The organism is Streptomyces sp. GESEQ-4 (assembly GCF_017948455.1).
Lineage (GTDB): Bacteria > Actinomycetota > Actinomycetes > Streptomycetales > Streptomycetaceae > Streptomyces.
Map to the genome: position 1 here is coordinate 42,464 of NZ_JAFFSU010000013.1, position 18,683 is coordinate 61,146.

At 70.9% G+C, this 18,683-nt stretch carries 16 protein-coding genes; 11 read left to right on the forward strand and 5 right to left on the reverse strand.

What is annotated here, in order from left to right:
- Positions 1–3: 3 nt before the first annotated feature.
- Positions 4–489, reverse strand: a complete 486-nt coding sequence (locus tag KCH48_RS24325; protein ID WP_210576838.1) for a cation:proton antiporter regulatory subunit — start codon at positions 487–489, stop codon at positions 4–6.
- Positions 490–736: 247 nt separating this feature from the next.
- Between KCH48_RS24325 and KCH48_RS24330 the strand changes: the two genes are divergently transcribed.
- The 3 genes from KCH48_RS24330 to KCH48_RS24340 are packed head-to-tail and all read left to right on the forward strand — an operon-like array spanning position 737 to position 4,306.
- Complete coding sequence (locus tag KCH48_RS24330; protein WP_307840931.1) at positions 737–1,681, forward strand: sensor histidine kinase; 945 nt, start codon at positions 737–739, stop codon at positions 1,679–1,681.
- Complete coding sequence (locus KCH48_RS24335) at positions 1,681–2,385, forward strand: response regulator transcription factor (RefSeq protein ID WP_246885795.1); 705 nt, start codon at positions 1,681–1,683, stop codon at positions 2,383–2,385. Before KCH48_RS24330 ends, KCH48_RS24335 begins: the two co-directional genes overlap by 1 nt.
- A 55-nt stretch (positions 2,386–2,440) precedes the next feature.
- On the forward strand, positions 2,441–4,306 hold the full coding sequence (locus tag KCH48_RS24340) for a glycoside hydrolase family 5 protein (protein ID WP_246885820.1): 1,866 nt from the start codon (positions 2,441–2,443) through the stop codon (positions 4,304–4,306).
- Here KCH48_RS24340 and KCH48_RS24345 read toward each other — a convergent pair.
- A complete protein-coding gene (locus tag KCH48_RS24345; RefSeq protein ID WP_210576840.1) occupies positions 4,245–5,828 on the reverse strand; it encodes a carboxylesterase/lipase family protein in 1,584 nt (527 codons plus the stop codon). The two genes, KCH48_RS24340 and KCH48_RS24345, sit on opposite strands and share 62 nt — an antisense overlap.
- Positions 5,829–5,925: 97 nt before the next feature.
- Here KCH48_RS24345 and miaB point away from each other — a divergent pair, with 97 nt between their 5' ends.
- On the forward strand, positions 5,926–7,446 hold the full coding sequence (miaB, locus tag KCH48_RS24350) for a tRNA (N6-isopentenyl adenosine(37)-C2)-methylthiotransferase MiaB (RefSeq protein WP_210576841.1): 1,521 nt from the start codon (positions 5,926–5,928) through the stop codon (positions 7,444–7,446).
- A 75-nt stretch (positions 7,447–7,521) separates the two neighbouring features.
- A complete protein-coding gene (locus KCH48_RS24355) occupies positions 7,522–8,253 on the forward strand; it encodes a class III extradiol dioxygenase subunit B-like domain-containing protein (RefSeq protein WP_210576842.1) in 732 nt (243 codons plus the stop codon).
- Positions 8,254–8,353: 100 nt separating this feature from the next.
- Here the strand turns inward: KCH48_RS24355 and KCH48_RS24360 are convergent, their stop codons facing one another.
- Entirely contained in the window at positions 8,354–8,626 is a 273-nt protein-coding gene (locus tag KCH48_RS24360; protein WP_210576843.1) for an antitoxin, read from the reverse strand.
- Between the two features lie 25 nt (positions 8,627–8,651).
- Positions 8,652–8,828, reverse strand: coding sequence for a gliding motility protein (locus KCH48_RS43210; RefSeq protein ID WP_307840932.1), 177 nt, complete (start codon positions 8,826–8,828; stop codon positions 8,652–8,654).
- A 284-nt stretch (positions 8,829–9,112) separates the two neighbouring features.
- Between KCH48_RS43210 and miaA the strand changes: the two genes are divergently transcribed.
- The 6 genes from miaA (at position 9,113) to hflX (ending at position 17,214) form a co-directional block, all read left to right on the forward strand.
- Positions 9,113–10,051: a tRNA (adenosine(37)-N6)-dimethylallyltransferase MiaA gene (gene miaA, locus KCH48_RS24370; RefSeq protein WP_210576845.1), complete on the forward strand. Its 939-nt coding sequence runs from the start codon at positions 9,113–9,115 to the stop codon at positions 10,049–10,051.
- A gap of 108 nt (positions 10,052–10,159) precedes the next feature.
- Entirely contained in the window at positions 10,160–10,657 is a 498-nt protein-coding gene (locus KCH48_RS24375; protein WP_210577002.1) for a hypothetical protein, read from the forward strand.
- A 34-nt stretch (positions 10,658–10,691) separates the two neighbouring features.
- Complete coding sequence (dapF, locus tag KCH48_RS24380) at positions 10,692–11,561, forward strand: diaminopimelate epimerase (RefSeq protein ID WP_210576846.1); 870 nt, start codon at positions 10,692–10,694, stop codon at positions 11,559–11,561.
- A gap of 279 nt (positions 11,562–11,840) precedes the next feature.
- Positions 11,841–13,961: a bifunctional (p)ppGpp synthetase/guanosine-3',5'-bis(diphosphate) 3'-pyrophosphohydrolase gene (locus KCH48_RS24385; RefSeq protein WP_210576847.1), complete on the forward strand. Its 2,121-nt coding sequence runs from the start codon at positions 11,841–11,843 to the stop codon at positions 13,959–13,961.
- A 121-nt stretch (positions 13,962–14,082) separates the two neighbouring features.
- A complete protein-coding gene (locus KCH48_RS24390) occupies positions 14,083–15,546 on the forward strand; it encodes a M1 family metallopeptidase (RefSeq protein ID WP_210576848.1) in 1,464 nt (487 codons plus the stop codon).
- 174 nt (positions 15,547–15,720) lie between these two features.
- On the forward strand, positions 15,721–17,214 hold the full coding sequence (gene hflX / locus KCH48_RS24395; protein WP_210576849.1) for a GTPase HflX: 1,494 nt from the start codon (positions 15,721–15,723) through the stop codon (positions 17,212–17,214).
- Between the two features lie 133 nt (positions 17,215–17,347).
- Here hflX and KCH48_RS24400 read toward each other — a convergent pair whose 3' ends face one another.
- Positions 17,348–18,562, reverse strand: coding sequence for a serine protease (locus tag KCH48_RS24400; protein WP_210576850.1), 1,215 nt, complete (start codon positions 18,560–18,562; stop codon positions 17,348–17,350).
- Between the last annotated feature and the right edge of the window lie 121 nt (positions 18,563–18,683).

Genomic DNA, 18,683 nt, shown 5'->3' on the forward strand with positions numbered 1-18,683 from the left:
CGTTCACTCCCGCCCGAGTATCGCCGCGGCCGCGTCGACGCCTTCGCGGGTGCCGACGACGATGAGCGTGTCACCGCCCACGAGCCGGAAGTCCGGTGCCGGGGACGGGATCGCCTCGGCCCGCCGCAGCACCGCCACGACGGACGCGCCCGTCTCGGTCCGCATCCGGGTCTCGCCCAGCACCCGCCCGTTCCAGCGTGAGGTGGCGGCCACCTCGACGCGCTCGGCGACCAGCCCCAGGTCCGAGGTGTACAGCAGGCTCGCACTGTGGTGGGACGGCTTGAGCGCATCGATCAGCGAGCCCGCCTCGGCGCCGGTCAGCCGTAGCGACTGGGCGCAGGAGTCGGGGTCGTCGGCCCGGTACACGCTCACCGTGCGGGCGCCGTCGCGGTGTGCCACCACCGACAGATGGCGGTTCTCTCGCGTCATCAGGTCGTACTGGACCCCGATGCCCGGCAGCGGCGTGGCCCTCAGGCGTGGAGCGGACACGTTTCTTCTCTTTCTCTCGTCCCGGTTCTGTCGTCCGGGTCCTCTCGTCCGGGTTTTCTCGTCCCGGCTCTTTCTCTTGTCCCGGTGCCGGCCGGCTTGATCGGCTTCAGGCCGACGCCGCCATGCTGTCACTCGCGCATACGGTGGCGACATGGGTGTTGTGACGGATATACGTGGCCGCGGGCGGTCGGCGAGTCTGGTACGGGCGCAGAAGTGCCGACGGATCGGACGGAGTGGAGCCGGGAACGTGTCGCTGTTCTGGCGGATCTTCTCGCTCAACGCCGCCGGCCTGATCGTGGCCGCCGCCCTGCTGCTGGGCCCGGTCACCGTCTCGACCCCCGTCCAGCCCGCCGAGGCCCTCGTCGTCGCCGCCGGACTGGCCGTGCTGCTGGCCGCCAACGCCGTCGTCCTGCGTGTCGGGCTGGCCCCGCTCCAGCGCCTCGGCCGGGCCATGGCCACCGCCGACCTGCTGCGCCCGGGCGCCCGCGCCGTGGTCGCCGGTCCGGCGGAGACGGCCGAGCTCATCACGACGTACAACACGATGCTCGACCGTCTGGAGGCCGAGCGCGCCGCCGGTGCCGCCCGTGCGCTGTCCGCGCAGGAACGGGAACGCCACCGCATCGCCCGGGAACTCCACGACGAGGTAGGCCAGACCCTGACCGCCGTCCTCCTCCAGCTCAAACGCGTCGCCGACCGCGCCCCCGAGGACCTGCGCGCGGAGGTCGGCCAGGCCCAGGAGGCCACTCGCGCCGGCCTCGACGAGATCCGCCGCATAGCCCGCCGGCTGCGCCCGGGCGTGCTGGAGGAGCTGGGCCTGGCCAGTGCCCTGCGCTCGCTGGCGACGGAGTTCACCGCGCACGGTCTCGCGGTGCGCCACCACATCCCCGGCGACCTGCCCGCGCTGCCCGAGGAGGCGGAACTCGTCGTTTACCGCGTCGCCCAGGAGGCCCTCACCAACACCGCCCGGCACGCCGGAGCCGATCGCGCCGAGATCCGGTTCCGGCGGATCGCGGACGGCGTCGAACTCGTCGTGGGCGACAACGGCAAGGGCGTCGGTACGGCGGCGGAGGGCGCCGGGATCGGAGGCATGCGCGAACGGGCGCTGCTGATCGGCGCGGACTTCGCCGTGCGGCCGGGGTCCGAGGGCCGCGGGACGGACGTACGCCTGTGCATACCAGCCGGAGGCCGCTGATGTCCGGACCGGATCACGGCATCCCTGCATCGGGACACGGCATCCCCGCGTCGGAACACGGCATCCGCGTCCTGCTCGCCGACGACCACACGCTCGTACGCCGTGGTGTGCGGCTGATCCTCGACGGCGAGGACGATCTGACGGTCGTGGCGGAGGCCGGCGACGGTGCCGAGGCGGTCGCGCGGGCCCGTGACACCGAGGTGGATCTGGCCGTCCTGGACATCGCCATGCCCCGGATGACCGGCCTGCAGGCGGCCCGCGAACTCTCGCGCCGCATGCCGGGGCTGCGGATCCTCATCCTCACGATGTACGACAGCGAGCAGTACTTCTTCGAGGCCCTCAAGGCGGGGGCCAGCGGCTATGTCCTGAAGTCCGTCGCCGACCGGGACCTGGTCGAGGCGTGCCGGGCGGCGATGCGGGACGAGCCGTTCGTCTACCCGGGCGCGGAACGGGCCCTCGTCCGCTCCTACCTGGACCGTCTGCACCGGGGCGACGACCTGCCCGCGCGGGCCGTCACCGACCGCGAGGAGGAGATCCTGAAGCTGGTCGCGGAGGGGCACACCTCCAAGGAGATCGGCGAACTCCTCTTCATCAGCGCGAAGACGGTCGAGCGGCACCGGGCCAATCTGCTGCAGAAGCTGGGGATGCGGGACCGGCTGGAACTGACGCGGTATGCGATACGGGCGGGGCTCATCGAGCCTTGACGGCTCAGGTATGGACTAAGTCCGGGCACCGCGTCATCATGACGCTGCCATGACAATGTGGATGCGCTTCCTCAGGGCGGCACTGGTCGCCGTACTCCTCCTGGTGCCTCTGACGTCCGTCCCCGCGCAGGCGGCCGAGGCGGACTGGACGGGTCCGCTCAGCACCCGCGGCCGCTGGATCGTCGACGCCGACGGCGACCGCTTCAAGCTGCGCTCCGGCAACTGGCACGGCGCCAGCGGCACTTGGAACGGCTCGGGCAGCACGGCGGACGACGCCAACCACCACGCCGGCGAGAACTCCGGCCGGATCCCGCTAGGCCTCGACCGCGCCCCCATGGCCGAGATCATCGCCGGTTTCCAGGAGATCGGAATCAACAGCATCCGCCTCCCCTTCTCCAACGAGATGGTCCACGACAGCGTTCCCGTCACGGACGACGCCGTCGCGGCCAATCCGTCCCTGCGCGGAAAGACACCGCTCCAGGTGTACGACGTCGTGGTGCGCGAACTCACCGGCGCCGGACTCGCCGTGATCCTCAACAACCACACCAACACCACCCGTTGGTGCTGCGGAGTCGACGGCAACGAACGCTGGAACGCGAGCCAGTCCGCCGGTACGTGGGAGAGCGACTGGCTGTTCATGGCCCGTCGCTACCGGGACAACGATCGTGTCGTCGGCGCCGACCTCTACAACGAGGTCCGTCGCAACATCTGGGACGACCCCAACTGGGGCCTCGGCGACGACCACGACTGGTTCGCCGCCTCCCAGCGCGTCGGCGACCGCATCCTGACGGAGGCCAACCCTGACCTGTTGATCATCGTCGAGGGCATCAACTGGACCGGCATCCCCGTCGACGGCTTCGCGCACGAACGCCCCACCCTGGAGCCCGTACGCCGCCTCTCGCACACCCTTGTCGACTCCGGAAAGCTCGTATACTCCGCCCACTTCTACGACTACACGGGCCCGAACCACAGCGGGGCGACCGGGACGGGCGAGACCAGCGACCCGCGCTACCGGGACTTCAGTCCCACCGAGTTGATCGACGTGCTGAACCGCCAGGCCTTCTTCGTCACCGCCGAACAGGACCGGCACTTCACCGCACCGCTCTGGATCAGCGAGTTCGGCATCGGAGGCCGTGGCGAGACGGGCGCCGAGCAGCGCGCCTGGTTCGAGAATTTCGTCGGCCAACTCATCCGTACCGACGCCGACTTCGCCTACTGGCCGCTCGTCGGCTGGCACGAGGACCGCAAGGGCAACGGCTGGGCCCTGCTGCACTGGGACGCGGCGGGCCACCGGATGGGCGTGTACGACGGTGACGACTGGCGTGCGGCGGCCTGGACCCGGCTCGTCCAGGCCCAAGGGCGTACGGGCCACGTCGCGCCGGTCGCGGAGTGGTCGATGCTCAGCCCCGACCACGGCGACTTCGTACAGTCCCGGCGGATGCGGGCGCTGCCCGACTTCGACTCCGGTGCCCGCAAGGCGGTCTGCCCTGACGGACAGCGGCTGCTCGGCATCGCCCACACCGGCAACCGGGGCCTGTGCTCGGACATCGGTTCCTCGTGGGGTGCGTCCGGTCATGAGCTGGTCGTCGATGAACGGCATGTGGCGCCGGGCAACGACTGGGCCTCCGGCTACACCAAGCTCCAGTGCGCCGACGGCGACTTCCTGATCGGGTACAGCGCGCGCGGGGCGGCCGTGTCCTCCGCCCTGTGCGCGGCCGGCTCGGTCCCGAGCACAAGCGGTCGTACGGTCTGGTTCGACCGGGGCGACAACCGGGGACCCGCCCCCAAGGGCGGCGATTTCGCCCAGGGCCACTACAAGGGGCAGTGCGCGGACGACGAGTACGCGGCCGGGATCGCGTTCACCGGCCGGGTGGGGTCCGCGCGAACGCCGGACGCGCTGTACTGCCGGAAGGTGCGCTGAGCAGCGGCAGCGGGTCGAAGGCGTGGTGCTGCCAGAGGAGGCGTGAGGTCTCTTCCGGGTACCGGGTGACGGTCGGCCGGGTGTCGTAGAGCTGCACCAGGCGCTGCTCCATGTCGTACGCGGGCCAGCCGGGGTCGCCTTCGACGGCGAACCGCGTCCACGCGGCACGCATGCGTGCGGAGAGCGCCTCAGCCTCGGGGGACGGGCCGTCGCCGAGCAGCATGGCCGGCTGCCCGCGGTCCAGGTTCCCGAAGACGAGCGGTACGTCCAGGCCGTGGCAGGCGCCGAGGACGCCGCCCATGCCCGGGGCGGGCCAGGTCAGCTCGTAGACGTACGCCCGGCCGCCCGCGGCCCGCTGCTCGTGGGCGAGGCGGAGGCTCGGCATGCGGAACAGCCAGTCCGAGAGGACCAGTTCGTGCCATGCACCGGGGCCTGCGTCGGGGAAGCCGTCACGGAAGCGACGAGCGCCGTCCGGACCCGGGGCGAGGATGCGCAGCGCCGTCTCGGCCAGCTCCTCCGTGACCTGACCGAGCGTTCCGTCGAGCAGGCTGAGCAAACGCTGCTCATCGCGCGCGTGCCCGACGAGGAGGTCGATGCCCCGGCCCGCGCCGTCGGACAGGGCCTGCCAGGGCTTCACGGGAAGGACGTCGCCGTCGACGACGGGCGCGTACATGATCGACCGGTACGCGGCCCGGCCCCACCGCTCGACCGACGCGGGCATCCGGGCGGTGACCGCGTCTCCGGCGGCGGCCAGCAGCTGCGGGTCCACCGTGGACAGCTCGGCCACCGTGGGACGCAGGCCCAGCTCGGACGCGCATACGGTGCCGATGTCGGCGGCGAGTTCCGGCGAGAAGAACGTGCCCTGCACGCTCTGCGCGACCGCCCTCCGGAAGAGCCCGGCGGCACGCGGCATGGCCAGCAGCGCTGCCACGGAACCGGCGCCCGCCGACTGGCCGAAGACGGTGACACGGTCGGGATCGCCGCCGAAGCCCCGGATGTTGTCGCGCACCCACTCCAGGGCCGCGACCTGGTCGAGCAGGCCCCGGTTGGCCGGTGCGCCCTCGATGTGCGTGAAACCCTCGACGCCGACTCGGTAGTTGAAGGTCACCACGACGACGTCCTCGGCGAGACGAGCACCGTCGTATTCGGGAAGGCCGGACGTGCCGAACGTATAGGCGCCGCCGTAGATCCACACCATCACCGCACGCCCCGCACCAGGGTCCGGCTCGGGCGTCCAGACGTTGATCGTCAGCCAGTCGTCGCCTCGCGAGTCCGTCGCCGTCGTGTCCATGCCCTGCGGGGGCGGCGGCCCGAAGTCCAGGGCGGGCCGCACTCCGTCCCACCCGCGCGCGGGCTGAGGTGCGGCGAATCGGAGGGCGCCGACCGGCGGTTCGGCGAAGGGGATGCCGCGGAAGACCGCCACATCGCCCTCCTGGATGCCGCGCACCGTCCCGGCGGTCGTGCGGACCAGTACGGGCTGACGTGCGGGTGCGGGCTGAGGCTCGGGCGAGGCGAAGGCCATGCCCGGATCATCCCGTCGTGCCGCGCTGTGTGCCATTCATTTATGGCGGCTCAGCACTGGGGCCAAGGGTTCTGCCGGGACCGCCTACCCTTGAGGAATGACCAGCAGCAGCGACCGGAGCCAGGCAGTGGACGTGAAGACCTACGAAGTGCGCACCTACGGGTGCCAGATGAACGTCCACGACTCCGAGCGATTGTCCGGGCTGCTCGAAGAGGCCGGTTATGTGCGCGCCCCCGAGGGCTCCGACGGCGACGCGGACGTCGTCGTCTTCAACACCTGCGCCGTCCGTGAGAACGCCGACAACAGGCTGTACGGCAACCTCGGCCGCCTCGCCCCGAGGAAGGCCTCGCGGCCCGGCATGCAGATCGCCGTCGGTGGCTGCCTGGCGCAGAAGGACCGCGACACGATCGTGAAGAAGGCGCCCTGGGTGGACGTCGTCTTCGGCACGCACAACATCGGCAAGCTCCCGGTCCTGCTGGAACGCGCGCGTGTGCAGGAAGAGGCGCAGGTCGAGATCGCCGAGTCGCTGGAGGCGTTCCCGTCGACGCTGCCGACCCGGCGCGAGAGCGCGTACGCGGCCTGGGTGTCGATCTCCGTCGGCTGCAACAACACCTGCACCTTCTGTATCGTCCCGGCCCTGCGCGGCAAGGAGAAGGACCGGCGGACCGGCGACATCCTCGCCGAGATCGAGGCCCTGGTCGCCGAGGGCGTCTCCGAGATCACGCTGCTCGGACAGAACGTCAACGCGTACGGCTCCGACATCGGCGACCGCGAGGCCTTCAGCAAGCTGCTGCGGGCCTGCGGAAAGATCGAGGGCCTGGAGCGCGTCCGCTTCACCTCCCCGCACCCGCGCGACTTCACCGACGACGTCATCGCCGCCATGGCCGAGACGCCGAACGTGATGCCGCAGCTGCACATGCCGCTGCAGTCCGGCTCGGACACGGTCCTGAAGGCGATGCGCCGCTCCTACCGCCAGGAGCGCTACCTGGGGATCATCGAGAAGGTCCGCGCCGCCATCCCGCACGCCGCGATCACCACCGACATCATCGTGGGCTTCCCCGGCGAGACGGAGGAGGACTTCGAGCAGACGCTGCACGTCGTCCGCGAGGCCCGCTTCGCGCAAGCGTTTACGTTCCAGTACTCCAAGCGGCCCGGCACGCCCGCGGCGACCATGGAGAACCAGATCCCCAAGCAGGTCGTCCAGGCGCGCTACGAGCGTCTCGTCGCCCTCCAGGAGGAGATCTCCTGGGCGGAGAACAAGCAGCAGGTCGGCCGCACCCTGGAGCTGATGGTCGCCGAGGGCGAGGGCCGCAAGGACGGCGCCACCCACCGCCTCTCCGGCCGCGCACCCGACAACCGCCTGGTCCACTTCACCAAGCCCGACCAGCAGGTCCGCCCCGGCGACGTCGTCACCGTCGAGATCACGTACGCCGCTCCGCACCACCTCCTCGCCGAGGGCCCTGTCCTCGACGTGCGCCCCACGCGCGCGGGCGATGCCTGGGAGAAGCGCAACGCCGCCGAGACGGCCGAGCCGGCCGGCGTGATGCTCGGCCTGCCGAAGATCGGCGTCCCCGAGCCGCTGCCGGTGGCCACGGGCAGCGGCTGCGGCTGCGACTGACCTGGGGCGGCGGTCCTGAGCGAGGCGTGCGGCTCGGTCACAGGTGTACGGGTGTCCGGGGTTAATCTGCCGACCATGCTTGTCGCCGCCGCCGTCTGCCCCTGCCCACCGCTCCTCGTGCCGGAGGTCGCCGCGGGCGCCGCGCCCGAGATGGACGCCGCGCGCGCCGCGTGCACGAACGCGCTCGGTGTCCTCGCCGCCGCCCGGCCCGACCTGCTCGTGGTGCTCGGGCCGGCGGAGCGGAACGGACGCGGAACGCACCCGGAGGGCACACGCGGCTCCTTCCACGGCTTCGGCGTGGATCTCGACGTACGGCTCGGCAGTGGCAAGGGCGGCGACGAGAAGACAGCGGCGGAGTCGGAGCGGCCGCTTCCGGCCTCGCTCGCCGTGGCCGGATGGCTGCTGGAGCGCATCGGATGGTCGGGCGCCCCGATCGAGGGACTCGGTGTGGGGGAACCGCTGGCGGTCGAGCGGTGTATTGAAGTGGGAAGGGCGATCGCCGCGCGTGCCGAGCGGGTGGCGCTGCTGGTGATGGGCGACGCCAGCGCGTGCCGCACGCTGAAGGCCCCCGGCTATCTCGACGAGCGGGCGGCGCCCTTCGACGCGGAGGTCGCGCGTGCGCTCGGGACGGCGGACGTGGCGGCGCTGAAGGCGCTCGACGTGGAGCTGGCGTATGAGTTGAAGGCATCGGGGCGGGCCGCCTGGCAGGTTCTCGCGGGCGCGGCCGAGGGGGCGCGGCTGGAGGGTGTGCTGCTCTACGAGGACGCGCCGTACGGCGTGGGGTACGTGGTCGCGACCTGGTCGTAGAGCCGTATTCGGGACGGCCGGGCGGCATCGGCCCCCGCGTGGATGAAACGGCGGACGGCCGGGAGCTCATCCGCTCCGCGGCCGTCCGTCGGTGTGCCGTTCAGGAAGTCGGCGGCGGCGAGTCCGGCGGCGGCGTCGTGGGTGCGTCGCCCGTGCCGGTGTCGTCCTTGTGCGCGAGTCGATCCATGGCTCCCTTGGCCTTGCCCGTACCCGACTGGATCTTGCCGCTGTACTTGCCCTTGGTCTTCTTGTCGACGGTCTCTGCGGCCTTGTCGAGGCCGTGCGTGATCTTGTCCCCGTGCTGCTGCGCGAGGCCCGAGACCTTGTCCTTGGCCGGGGCGAGTTTGGCCTTCATCTTGTCCAGGAGACCCATGGTCCACCTTCCCTCGCGGGAGCAGTTACGTGCGGGCGCCGTCGCCGGCCTCCCGGTCGGCAGCCTCCTCCGAGGACTGCTTGGGGATGTCGTGCTTGGGGACCTCGACACCCTCCGCGGCGGTGGCCTCGACAGTCTCTGCCGTCTCCTCCGTGGCCTCGGACGGCACCTTCGGCTCCGCCGCCTCAGTGGCCTCCGTCACGTCCGCCGCGGTGTCGGCCGTCGGTGTGTCGGCCTGCGCCTCGGCGGTTGACGTCTCCTCCGCAGTCTTCGACCTTCGGAGAAGTCGTGCAAAAACGCCCATATCCACTCCATACGTTACTCGTGCGGGCGAATTCCCGCGTAGCCCGGTGCGCCCGTTTGTGCGGCCCGGGTCACCGCCTCTCGAAATCGGCGGCGAAAACCTCGCAACAGGGAACGACCCCGGGGCCGTGCCGTCACGTAACTCGTTCGAGAGGGCTGCCAGAGGTTTGCGAGACTGGGTCGGTGAGCAGTGCACCCCCCGCCCCCCGCGTCATCGCCGTCGTCGGACCCACCGCGGCCGGAAAGTCCGATCTGGGCGTCTTTCTGGCCCAGCGCCTCGGCGGCGAGGTCGTCAACGCCGACTCCATGCAGCTCTACCGAGGGATGGACATCGGCACCGCCAAGCTGACGCCCGAGGAACGCTCCGGCGTCCCGCACCACCTCCTGGACATCTGGGACGTGACCATCACGGCGTCCGTCGCCGAGTACCAGAGACTCGCGCGAGAACGGATCGACGCGCTGCTCGCCGCCGGACGCTGGCCGATCCTGGTCGGCGGCTCCGGTCTGTACGTCCGCGGCGCCGTCGACAACCTGGAGTTCCCCGGCACGGACCCCGACGTCAGGGCCCGCCTGGAGGAGGAGCTCACGCTCCGCGGCTCCGGCGCGCTGCACGCCCGGCTGGCCGCCGCGGACCCCGAGGCCGCGTACGCGATCCTCCCCAGCAACGGCCGCCGTATCGTCCGGGCCCTCGAGGTGATCGAGATCACCGGCAGGCCCTTCACCGCCAACCTTCCCGGCCATGACTCGATCTACGACACCGTCCAGATCGGCGTGGACGTGACACGCCCCGAACTCGACGACCGCATCGCCCGCCGGGTCGACCGGATGTGGGATGCGGGGCTCGTCGACGAGGTGCGCGCCCTTGAGGCACAAGGGTTGCGGGAGGGGCGTACGGCCTCGCGCGCGCTCGGCTACCAGCAGGTGCTCGCCGCGCTCGCGGGGGAGTACACGGAGGAGGAGGCGCGCGCCGAGACCGTCCGTGCCACCAAGCGCTTCGCGCGCCGTCAGGATTCATGGTTCAGACGCGATCCACGGGTGCACTGGCTGAGTGGGGCGGCGGCGGATCTCACAGAACTTCCGCACCTCGCGCTGGCCTTGCTCGAACGACCGGTTACAGCCTGATCACGTCATGGCATCGGGACGCTCCGGCCACCATCCCGGCCTCCGGCGCCGTGCCATCATCGAGCTTCGATCGACCAAGTGGAGTCCGAGTTGGGAGGGCGCGTGGCGATGGAGGCCGGCCCTCGCGACACCGCACAAGACACCGACCCCCTCACCGCCGAGAGCGGTGAGCGGGAGCCGGACAGCGACGGTCTGAGCCCGGACGGGCTCGACGAGGACAGTGTGACCGACGACGGTCCTGAACCCGACGAGATGCTCGCGGGCGGCCCGGAGGTCGAGGTCGAGCTGCGGCCGCAGCGCCGACTGCGCATCTGGCAGCTCGCACCCATCGTCGCCCTGGCCGCGGTCGGCTCCTTGATGTTCGGCTTCCCGCTGGCCTTCGACTTCGGCGACAGCGGCGCCGTGATCGCCATGCTGGGGCTGCTGATCTGCTCCTGCGCGGCCGGCTGGGGCATGATGGCCGCCCGCCGCGTCGGCTACACGTGGCCCGGCCTGCCCCAGCGCGGCTCGGGCCGCCGCCCGGACTGGCGGGTCGTGATCGCATACGTCGTGGTGGTCGCGGCCGTTGTGGTGCTGGCCGTCTGGCGAGTGGCCCGGCTGCGCTGAGCCCGGTGTCGTACCCACCCCTTACGATCGAGGAATGAGCACGCGGATCGCCTTCCTCAAGGGGCACGGTACGGAGAACGACTTCGTGATCGTCCCGGACCCCGAGAACGCCATCGACCTGTCCCCGGCCGACGTCGCCGCCCTGTGCGACCGCCGCGCGGGCATCGGCGGCGACGGGCTGCTGCATGTCGTACGGTCCGCAGCGCACCCCGAGGCCAAGGACATGGCGGCCGAGGCGGAGTGGTTCATGGACTACCGCAACGGCGACGGCTCGATCGCCGAGATGTGCGGCAACGGAGTGCGGGTGTTCGCGCACTATCTCCAGCGCGCCGGACATGTCGTCGAAGGTGACCTCGCCGTCGCCACGCGCGGGGGCGTGAAGAGCGTGCACATCGCGAAGGACGGCGGCGTCACGGTCGGCATGGGCAAGGCGCGTCTGCCCGAAGGGGACGTCACCGTGAGCGTCGGCGAGCGCAGCTGGCCCGCGCGGAACGTGAACATGGGCAACCCCCACGCGGTCGCCTTCGTGGAGGACCTCGCCCACGCGGGCACCCTGTTCACCCCGCCGCCCTTCAGCCCGGCGTCCGCCTACCCGGACGGGGTGAACGTCGAGTTCGTGGTCGACCGCGGCCCCGCCCACGTCGCGCTGCGCGTGCACGAGCGCGGCGCCGGCGAGACCCGCTCGTGCGGCACGGGCGCGTGCGCCGTCGCCGTGGCCGCCGCGCGCAGAGACGGCGCCGACCCCGCGGTCACCGGCACCCCGGCGACGTACACCGTCGATGTCCCCGGCGGGACCCTGGTGATCACCGAGCGGCCCGACGGCGAGATCGAGATGACCGGTCCCGCGGTGATCGTGGCCGAGGGAGAGATCGACGCGGAATGGCTGGAAAACGCGGTTCGGTGACGGTCCGTAGCACGGCCCTCGACACCGGAAGTCCTGGTTTCACGGGCTCGCGAGGTCCGGAACTGCCGTTGGCCGCAGGTCACATGGCCGGAAATCGTAAACGTCCAGACCATCGCTCGAATGGGTGATCCGTTTCACGCTCGGCGAGAGGCGGTCAATCACGCGTGATGGGCTCGGTAGCATCAAGCACCGGCCCGGACGGGGGAACGAAGCCATCCCCTGAGCCGCCGTCCGCCATGGGGCAACCCCGTCCGCCGGTCCACGCAGCCGGAGGTGCCCATGAGTGCGGAGGCAACGAACCCTGCCGCAGGTCCCGTAGCGCCCACGGGGCCCCGCAGGAGGTCGCTCCCCAGGATCGACCTGCGCCGCCTGGGCCGCGCCGCGCTGCTCGGCCCCACCGCCCGCGACCGGCTGCCCGACGCCATCGGCCATGTCGTGGAGGCCCACCGCGCGCACTACCCCGACGCCGACATCGAACCCCTGCGCCGCGCCTATGTGCTGGCCGAGTCCTCGCACCGCGGGCAGATGCGCAAGAGCGGCGAGCCCTACATCACACACCCGCTCGCCGTCACCCTGATCCTCGCCGAACTCGGCGCCGAGACCACGACCTTGACGGCCTCTCTGCTCCACGACACCGTCGAGGACACCGAGGTGACCCTCGATCAGGTCGGTGAGCAGTTCGGCGCCGAGGTCCGCTATCTCGTCGACGGCGTCACGAAGCTGGAGAAGGTCGACTACGGCGCCGCCGCCGAACCCGAGACCTTCCGCAAGATGCTCGTCGCCACCGGCAGCGACGTCCGCGTGATGTCGATCAAACTCGCCGACCGGCTGCACAACATGCGCACCCTCGGCGTGATGCGCCCCGAGAAACAGGCACGCATCGCCAAGGTGACCCGGGACGTGCTCATCCCGCTCGCCGAACGCCTCGGCGTCCAGGCCCTGAAGACCGAACTGGAAGACCTCGTCTTCGCGATCCTGCACCCCGAGGAGTACGACCACACACGCAAGTTGATCGCCGACAACGCGGCGCTCCCCGACGACCCGCTCGCCGAGGTCGCCCAAGAGGTGCGCACCGTCCTGCGCGACGCCGGCATCCAGGCCGAAGTCCTCATCCGGCCCCGGCACTTCGTCTCCTTGCACCGCGTGGCCCGCAAGCGGGGGCGCCTCAGGGGCTGCGACTTCGGCCGGCTGCTGGTGCTGGTGGGCGAGGACGCGGACTGCTACGGCGTCCTGGGCGAGCTGCACACCTGTATGACGCCCGTCGTCTCGGAGTTCAAGGACTTCATCGCCGTCCCCAAGTTCAACCTCTACCAGTCGCTGCACACCGCTGTCGCCCGGCAGGACGGCCAGGTCGCCGAAGTCCTCATCCGCACGCACCAGATGCACAAGGTCGCCGAGGCCGGCGTCGTCGCGCTCGGCAACCCCTACGCCCCCGCCCCCGAAGACCCGGCCGACGGCGAGCGCGTCGACCCCACCCGGCCCGGCTGGCTCTCCCGCCTGCTCGACTGGCAGGAGGGCGCTCCCGACCCCGACACCTTCTGGTCCACCCTGCGCGAGGACCTCGCCCAGGACCGCGAGATCACCGTCTTCCGGCCCGACGGCGGCACGCTCGGCCTGCCCGACGGCGCGACCTGCGTGGACGCCGCGTACGCGCAGTACGGCGAGGACGCGCACGCCTGCATGGGCGCCCGCGTCAACGGCCGCCTGGCGACGCTGAGCACGGTCCTGCGGGACGGCGACACCGTCCAGCTCCTCATGGGGCAGGACCCGGCCTCCGAGCCCTCCAGAGAGTGGCTGGAGCACGCGCACACACCGGCGGCCAGGATCGCGATCCAACGGTGGCTCGCGACCCACCCTTCGCAGGCAGAACCCGAACCCGAGACCGAGCGCGACCCCGGGACGCCGTCCGCGGCCTCGCGGCCCGCCGCAGACGTCCCCGCCACCCGGCCCGGCGCCGCGAACGCGGTCGTCGACCAGCCCGGCGCGACCGTACGGCTCGCCGGCTGCTGCACGCCCGTACCGCCCGACGAGGTCACCGGATTCGCGGTCCGCGGGGGAGCGGTGACCGTGCACCGCGTCGAGTGCGCCGCGGTGGCGCGTATGAAGAGCTCGGGGCGCGCGGAGGTCGGCGTGCGCTGGGGCGAGACCACCGAGTGCCGGGTCACCCTGGTCGCCGAATCGTTCGGCCGCCCCCATCTCCTGGCCGACCTCACGGAAGCCATCGCCCTGGAGGGCGCGGAAATCGTGTCGGCGACCGTCGAACCCCCGAGCCAGCAACGCGTCCGCCACACCTACACCCTCCAACTCCCGGACGCCGCCCACCTTCCCGCCCTCATGCGGGCCATGCGGAACGTGCCAGGGGTGTACGACGTGGGACGGGCCCGGACACCGGGAGCGTGAGGGGCGGGACGTCGCCCCCACGCGCGCGTGCCGCACCGTACGACCTCCTCCAGGACCCCTTTCGAGTGGGCCGGACGCGCGTCGTCGCCGTGCTCCGGGTGAGCCCTGGTAGCCGTGGTCCATGCTGCTCACCCCCCGCACCCCCCGACGGCTGAAGGCGGCCCTGCTCGCCTCTGCCGTGTCCGTCTGCCTCGTCGCGGCAAGTGCCCCGCCGGCCCCCCTCGGCGTCGGCGACCGCCTCTTCCCGCACCTGGGCAACCCCGGATACGACGTGGCGTCGTACGACCTCTCGTTCACCTATCCCGGCACCAACAGCAAGCCCCTCCAGGCGGTCACGACGATCAGTGCCTGGACGACCACCGCGCTGGACCGCGTCAACCTCGACTTCGCGCACAGCGAGGTCAAGTCGGTCGAGGTCAACGGGGAAAAGGCGACCTTCACCAGTACCGAGGAGGACCTGGTCGTCACCCCGGCGAAACCGCTGCCCGCCGGCGACTGGATGCGGATCACCGTGCGGCATTCCAGCGATCCCCGGCCGGCGGCCGGGGGCCGCGACGGAGGGTGGGTGCGCACCGCCGACGGGCTCGTCATGGCCAATCAGGCCGACGTCGCCCACCTGGTGTTCCCGTGCAACGACCACCCCTCTGACAAGGCGATGTTCACCTTCCGGGTCACCGCACCCGACGGCCACACCGCCGTCGCCAACGGGATGCCGGCCGGCGTCGACCGCGCGCGCGGGAAGACGACATGGACGTACCGGACCCGGCACCCCATGGCCACCGAACTCGCGCAGGTCTCCATCGGCCGTTCCACGGTGCTGCACCGCACCGGGCCGCACGGCATGCCGATCCGGGACGTCGTCCCCACCAAGGACGTCAAGCTGTTCGAGCCGTGGCTGAAGAAGACCCCTGTTCAGATGAAGTGGATGGAGGGCAAGGTCGGGCCGTACCCCTTCGAGACCTACGGGCTGCTCATCGCGGAGGCGGACACCGGGTTCGAACTCGAGACGCAGACCCTCTCTCTCTTCGAGAGAGACCTGTTCACCGGGTCCGGCTTCCCCGAGTGGTTCGTCGACTCGATCATGGTCCATGAGCTGGCCCACCAGTGGTTCGGCAACAGCGTCGGCCCCCGCACCTGGTCCGATCTGTGGCTCAACGAGGGGCACGCCACCTGGTACGAGGCCCTGTACGCGGAGGAGAAGGCGAGCAAGAAGCTCCAGACCCGGATGAAGGCCGCGTACCGCTCCTCCGACGGCTGGCGTGCCGCCGGCGGACCACCGGCCGCACCCAAGGTGCCCGAGCCCGGCCAGAAGATCGGCATCTTCCGCCCGAACGTCTACGACGGCGCCGCGCTCGTCCTGTACGCGCTGCGCGAGACGATCGGCCGCCCGGCCTTCGAGCGCCTGGAGCGGACCTGGGTGCAGCAGCACCGGGACGGCTCGGCGACCACGGCTGAGTTCGTGCGGCTCGCCTCCGAGGTGTCCGGACGCGACCTCGGCGGGTTCTTCCAGGACTGGCTGTACGGCACGAAGACCCCGCCGATGCCAGGTCACCCGGACTGGAAGTCGGAGGCGCCGGGCGCCTAGCGCCTGACCGGCCCTGCCTGACCCGGGGCGCCGACGAATAACTCAGTGACGAGACGCCCCGTACCGTGCGACCATCGTCAGGTCGGCGGGTACGGGGCGCGGGAATCTCCCGGAGTGCTCGTACGTTGTGTTCAATGACCGCCGAAATGACATTTCCAACGACGTAAGGACCCAATGACCTCCTCTTCTTCCCCTTCCCAGGACACTGAGCGCCTCGCGCACGCCTATCCCGAAGGTCTTCGGGCCGATGCCCTGATGGAAGAGGACGTCGCCTGGAGCCACGAGATCGACGGAGAGCGGGACGGCGACCAGTTCGACCGCTCCGAGCGCGCGGCCCTGCGCCGCGTCGCCGGCCTCTCCACCGAGCTCGAGGACGTCACCGAGGTCGAGTACCGACAGCTCCGTCTGGAGCGGGTCGTGCTCGTCGGCGTCTGGACCACGGGCACCGCGCAGGACGCGGACAACTCCCTGGCAGAGCTCGCCGCTCTCGCCGAGACGGCGGGCGCACTCGTGCTCGACGGTGTGATCCAGCGCCGCGACAAGCCCGACGCGGCCACCTTCATCGGCTCCGGCAAGGCCCTCGAGCTCCGCGACATCGTCGTTGAGTCCGGCGCGGACACCGTCATCTGCGACGGTGAGCTCAGCCCGGGCCAGCTCATCGCCCTTGAGGACGTCGTCAAGGTCAAGGTCATCGACCGTACGGCCCTGATCCTCGACATCTTCGCCCAGCACGCCAAGTCCCGAGAGGGCAAGGCGCAGGTCGCGCTCGCGCAGATGCAGTACATGCTGCCGAGGCTCCGCGGCTGGGGTCAGTCGCTGTCCCGGCAGATGGGCGGCGGCAAGGGCGGCGGCCTCGCCACCCGTGGCCCCGGTGAGACCAAGATCGAGACGGACCGGCGCCGGATCCGCGAGAAGATGGCGAAGATGCGCCGGGAGATCGCGGAGATGAAGACCGGCCGCGAGATCCAGCGCCAGGTGCGCCGACGCAACAAGGTGCCCTCGGTCGCCATCGCGGGCTACACCAACGCCGGCAAGTCCTCGCTGCTCAACCGCCTCACCGGCGCCGGCGTCCTGGTCGAGAACGCCCTGTTCGCGACCCTGGACCCGACCGTGCGCCGGGCCGAGACGCCGAGCGGCCGGCAGTACACGCTGGCGGACACCGTCGGCTTCGTCCGGCATCTGCCGCACCACCTGGTCGAGGCGTTCCGCTCCACCATGGAAGAGGTCGGCCAGTCCGACCTGATCCTGCACGTGGTCGACGGTTCGCACCCGAACCCGGAGGAGCAGCTGGCCGCCGTACGCGAGGTGGTCAGGGACGTCGGTGCCACGGACATACCCGAGATCGTCGTGATCAACAAGGCCGACGCTGCGGACCCGCTGACGCTCCAGCGGCTGCTGCGGATCGAGAAGCGCTCCATCGCCGTCTCGGCCCGCACCGGCCGGGGCATCGCCGAGTTGCTGGCGCTGATCGACAACGAGCTGCCGCGGCCATCGGTCGAGATCGAGGCGCTTGTGCCGTACACGCACGGCAGGCTGGTCGCCCGCGCCCACACCGAGGGCGAGGTGATCTCCGAGGAGCACACCCCGGAGGGCACCCTGCTCAAGGCGCGGGTGCACGAGGAACTGGCGGCGGACCTCACGCCCTACGTTCCGGCACCGCTCGCCTGACACCGGTACGAAACGGAAGGCCCGCCCCTGCTTCTTGCGGGGCGGGCCTTCCGCGTGCGCGGGCGGCTGCCGGGTCATTGACCGCCGTACGCCTTGCTAACGTCTGTGGTGACCCAGCCGCCGCCGGCTCACATCACTGGCCGGCGAACTTCTCGCTCACCGAGTCGTACACGCCCTTGGCTTCCTCACCCAGTCGCGGACCCGCCAGCCAGCCGGCGGTCACCGGACCGATCGAGGTGTTGGAAACGAGCGTCTCCTCGCCGTCCGCACCCGTGGTGACCCAGCCGCCTCCGGACGAACCGCCGGTCATGGTGCAGCCGATGCGGTACATCGTCGGGTCGGAGGCGTTGATCGACAGCCGCCCGGGCTTGTCCTGGCACTGGTACAGCGTCTGGCCGTCGAACGGCGCCCCCGCCGGGTAACCGGTCGCCGTGATGCTCTCCACCTTCTGCACGGCCGGAGCCTCGAAGTCCACCGGCAGCGCCGAACCGACCGTTTCCTCCAGCGACTTGCCGTCGCCGGTCTCGGGCGTCACATGGATGACGGCGAAGTCGTACGACGCACCGTCCCCGCCCGTCGCACCGCCCTGCTCGATCCACTGATCCGAGGTCTGCGCCCAGTCGCCCCACCAGACACCGTAGGGAGCGACCTCCTCCTTGGTGGCGTTCTCCAGATCGGCGGCCGACTTGCCCGAGTCGTTGTACGACGGCACGAACGCGATGTTGCGGTACCAGCCGCCGCTCTTGCCCGCGTGCACACAGTGGCCCGCCGTCCACACCATGTTGGACTTGCCGGGGTTGGCCGGATCCTGCACGACCGTCGCCGAGCAGACCATCGTGCCCTCGGGGGAGTCGAAGAACACCTTTCCTGCCGTGGCGGCGTTGTCGTGGTACGCAGGCGGTACGGCCTTGGCATCCACCGGCTCGGGCGTCGGGTCGGTCACGCCCTGGTCACCGGCGAGGTCGCTGTCGTCGACGCCCTGGTCCGGCTCTTCGGCGTCCCGCATCCGGTCCGGGTTCCACAGGTCTTCGATGATGGGGTTGACGAAGTCCTCGGCCTCACGCAGCCAGTCGTCCTTGCTCCAGTCCTTCCAGGCGCCGTTCTTCCAGTTGTCCATGTCGATCCCGTGCTCTTTGAGCCGGTCCTTGATGTCGTCCGGGATCGTGATCTTGCCGTCGCCCTCGGGGGAGGCCGAGGCCTGGCCGCCCGCATCGGCGTCGCCCGAGTCGCAGGCGGTGGCGGTGAGAACGAGCGCGGAGGCGAGCGCGGCGGCGGCCAGTACGGGGGAGGTTCTGCGGCGCGCGCTCCCTTCTCGGCGAGCGGTGAACGAAGGCCTTGTCGATCGCATGATCTGACTCCCCCTGAGGTAAACGAATGCGGCGCTGCGGCGTGCTCTTGCGCGGAGCCCACTTGATGGCGGCTGACGCCACGGCGTCCAGGAACGGCAACTCACACTATGCGCTCGCTGT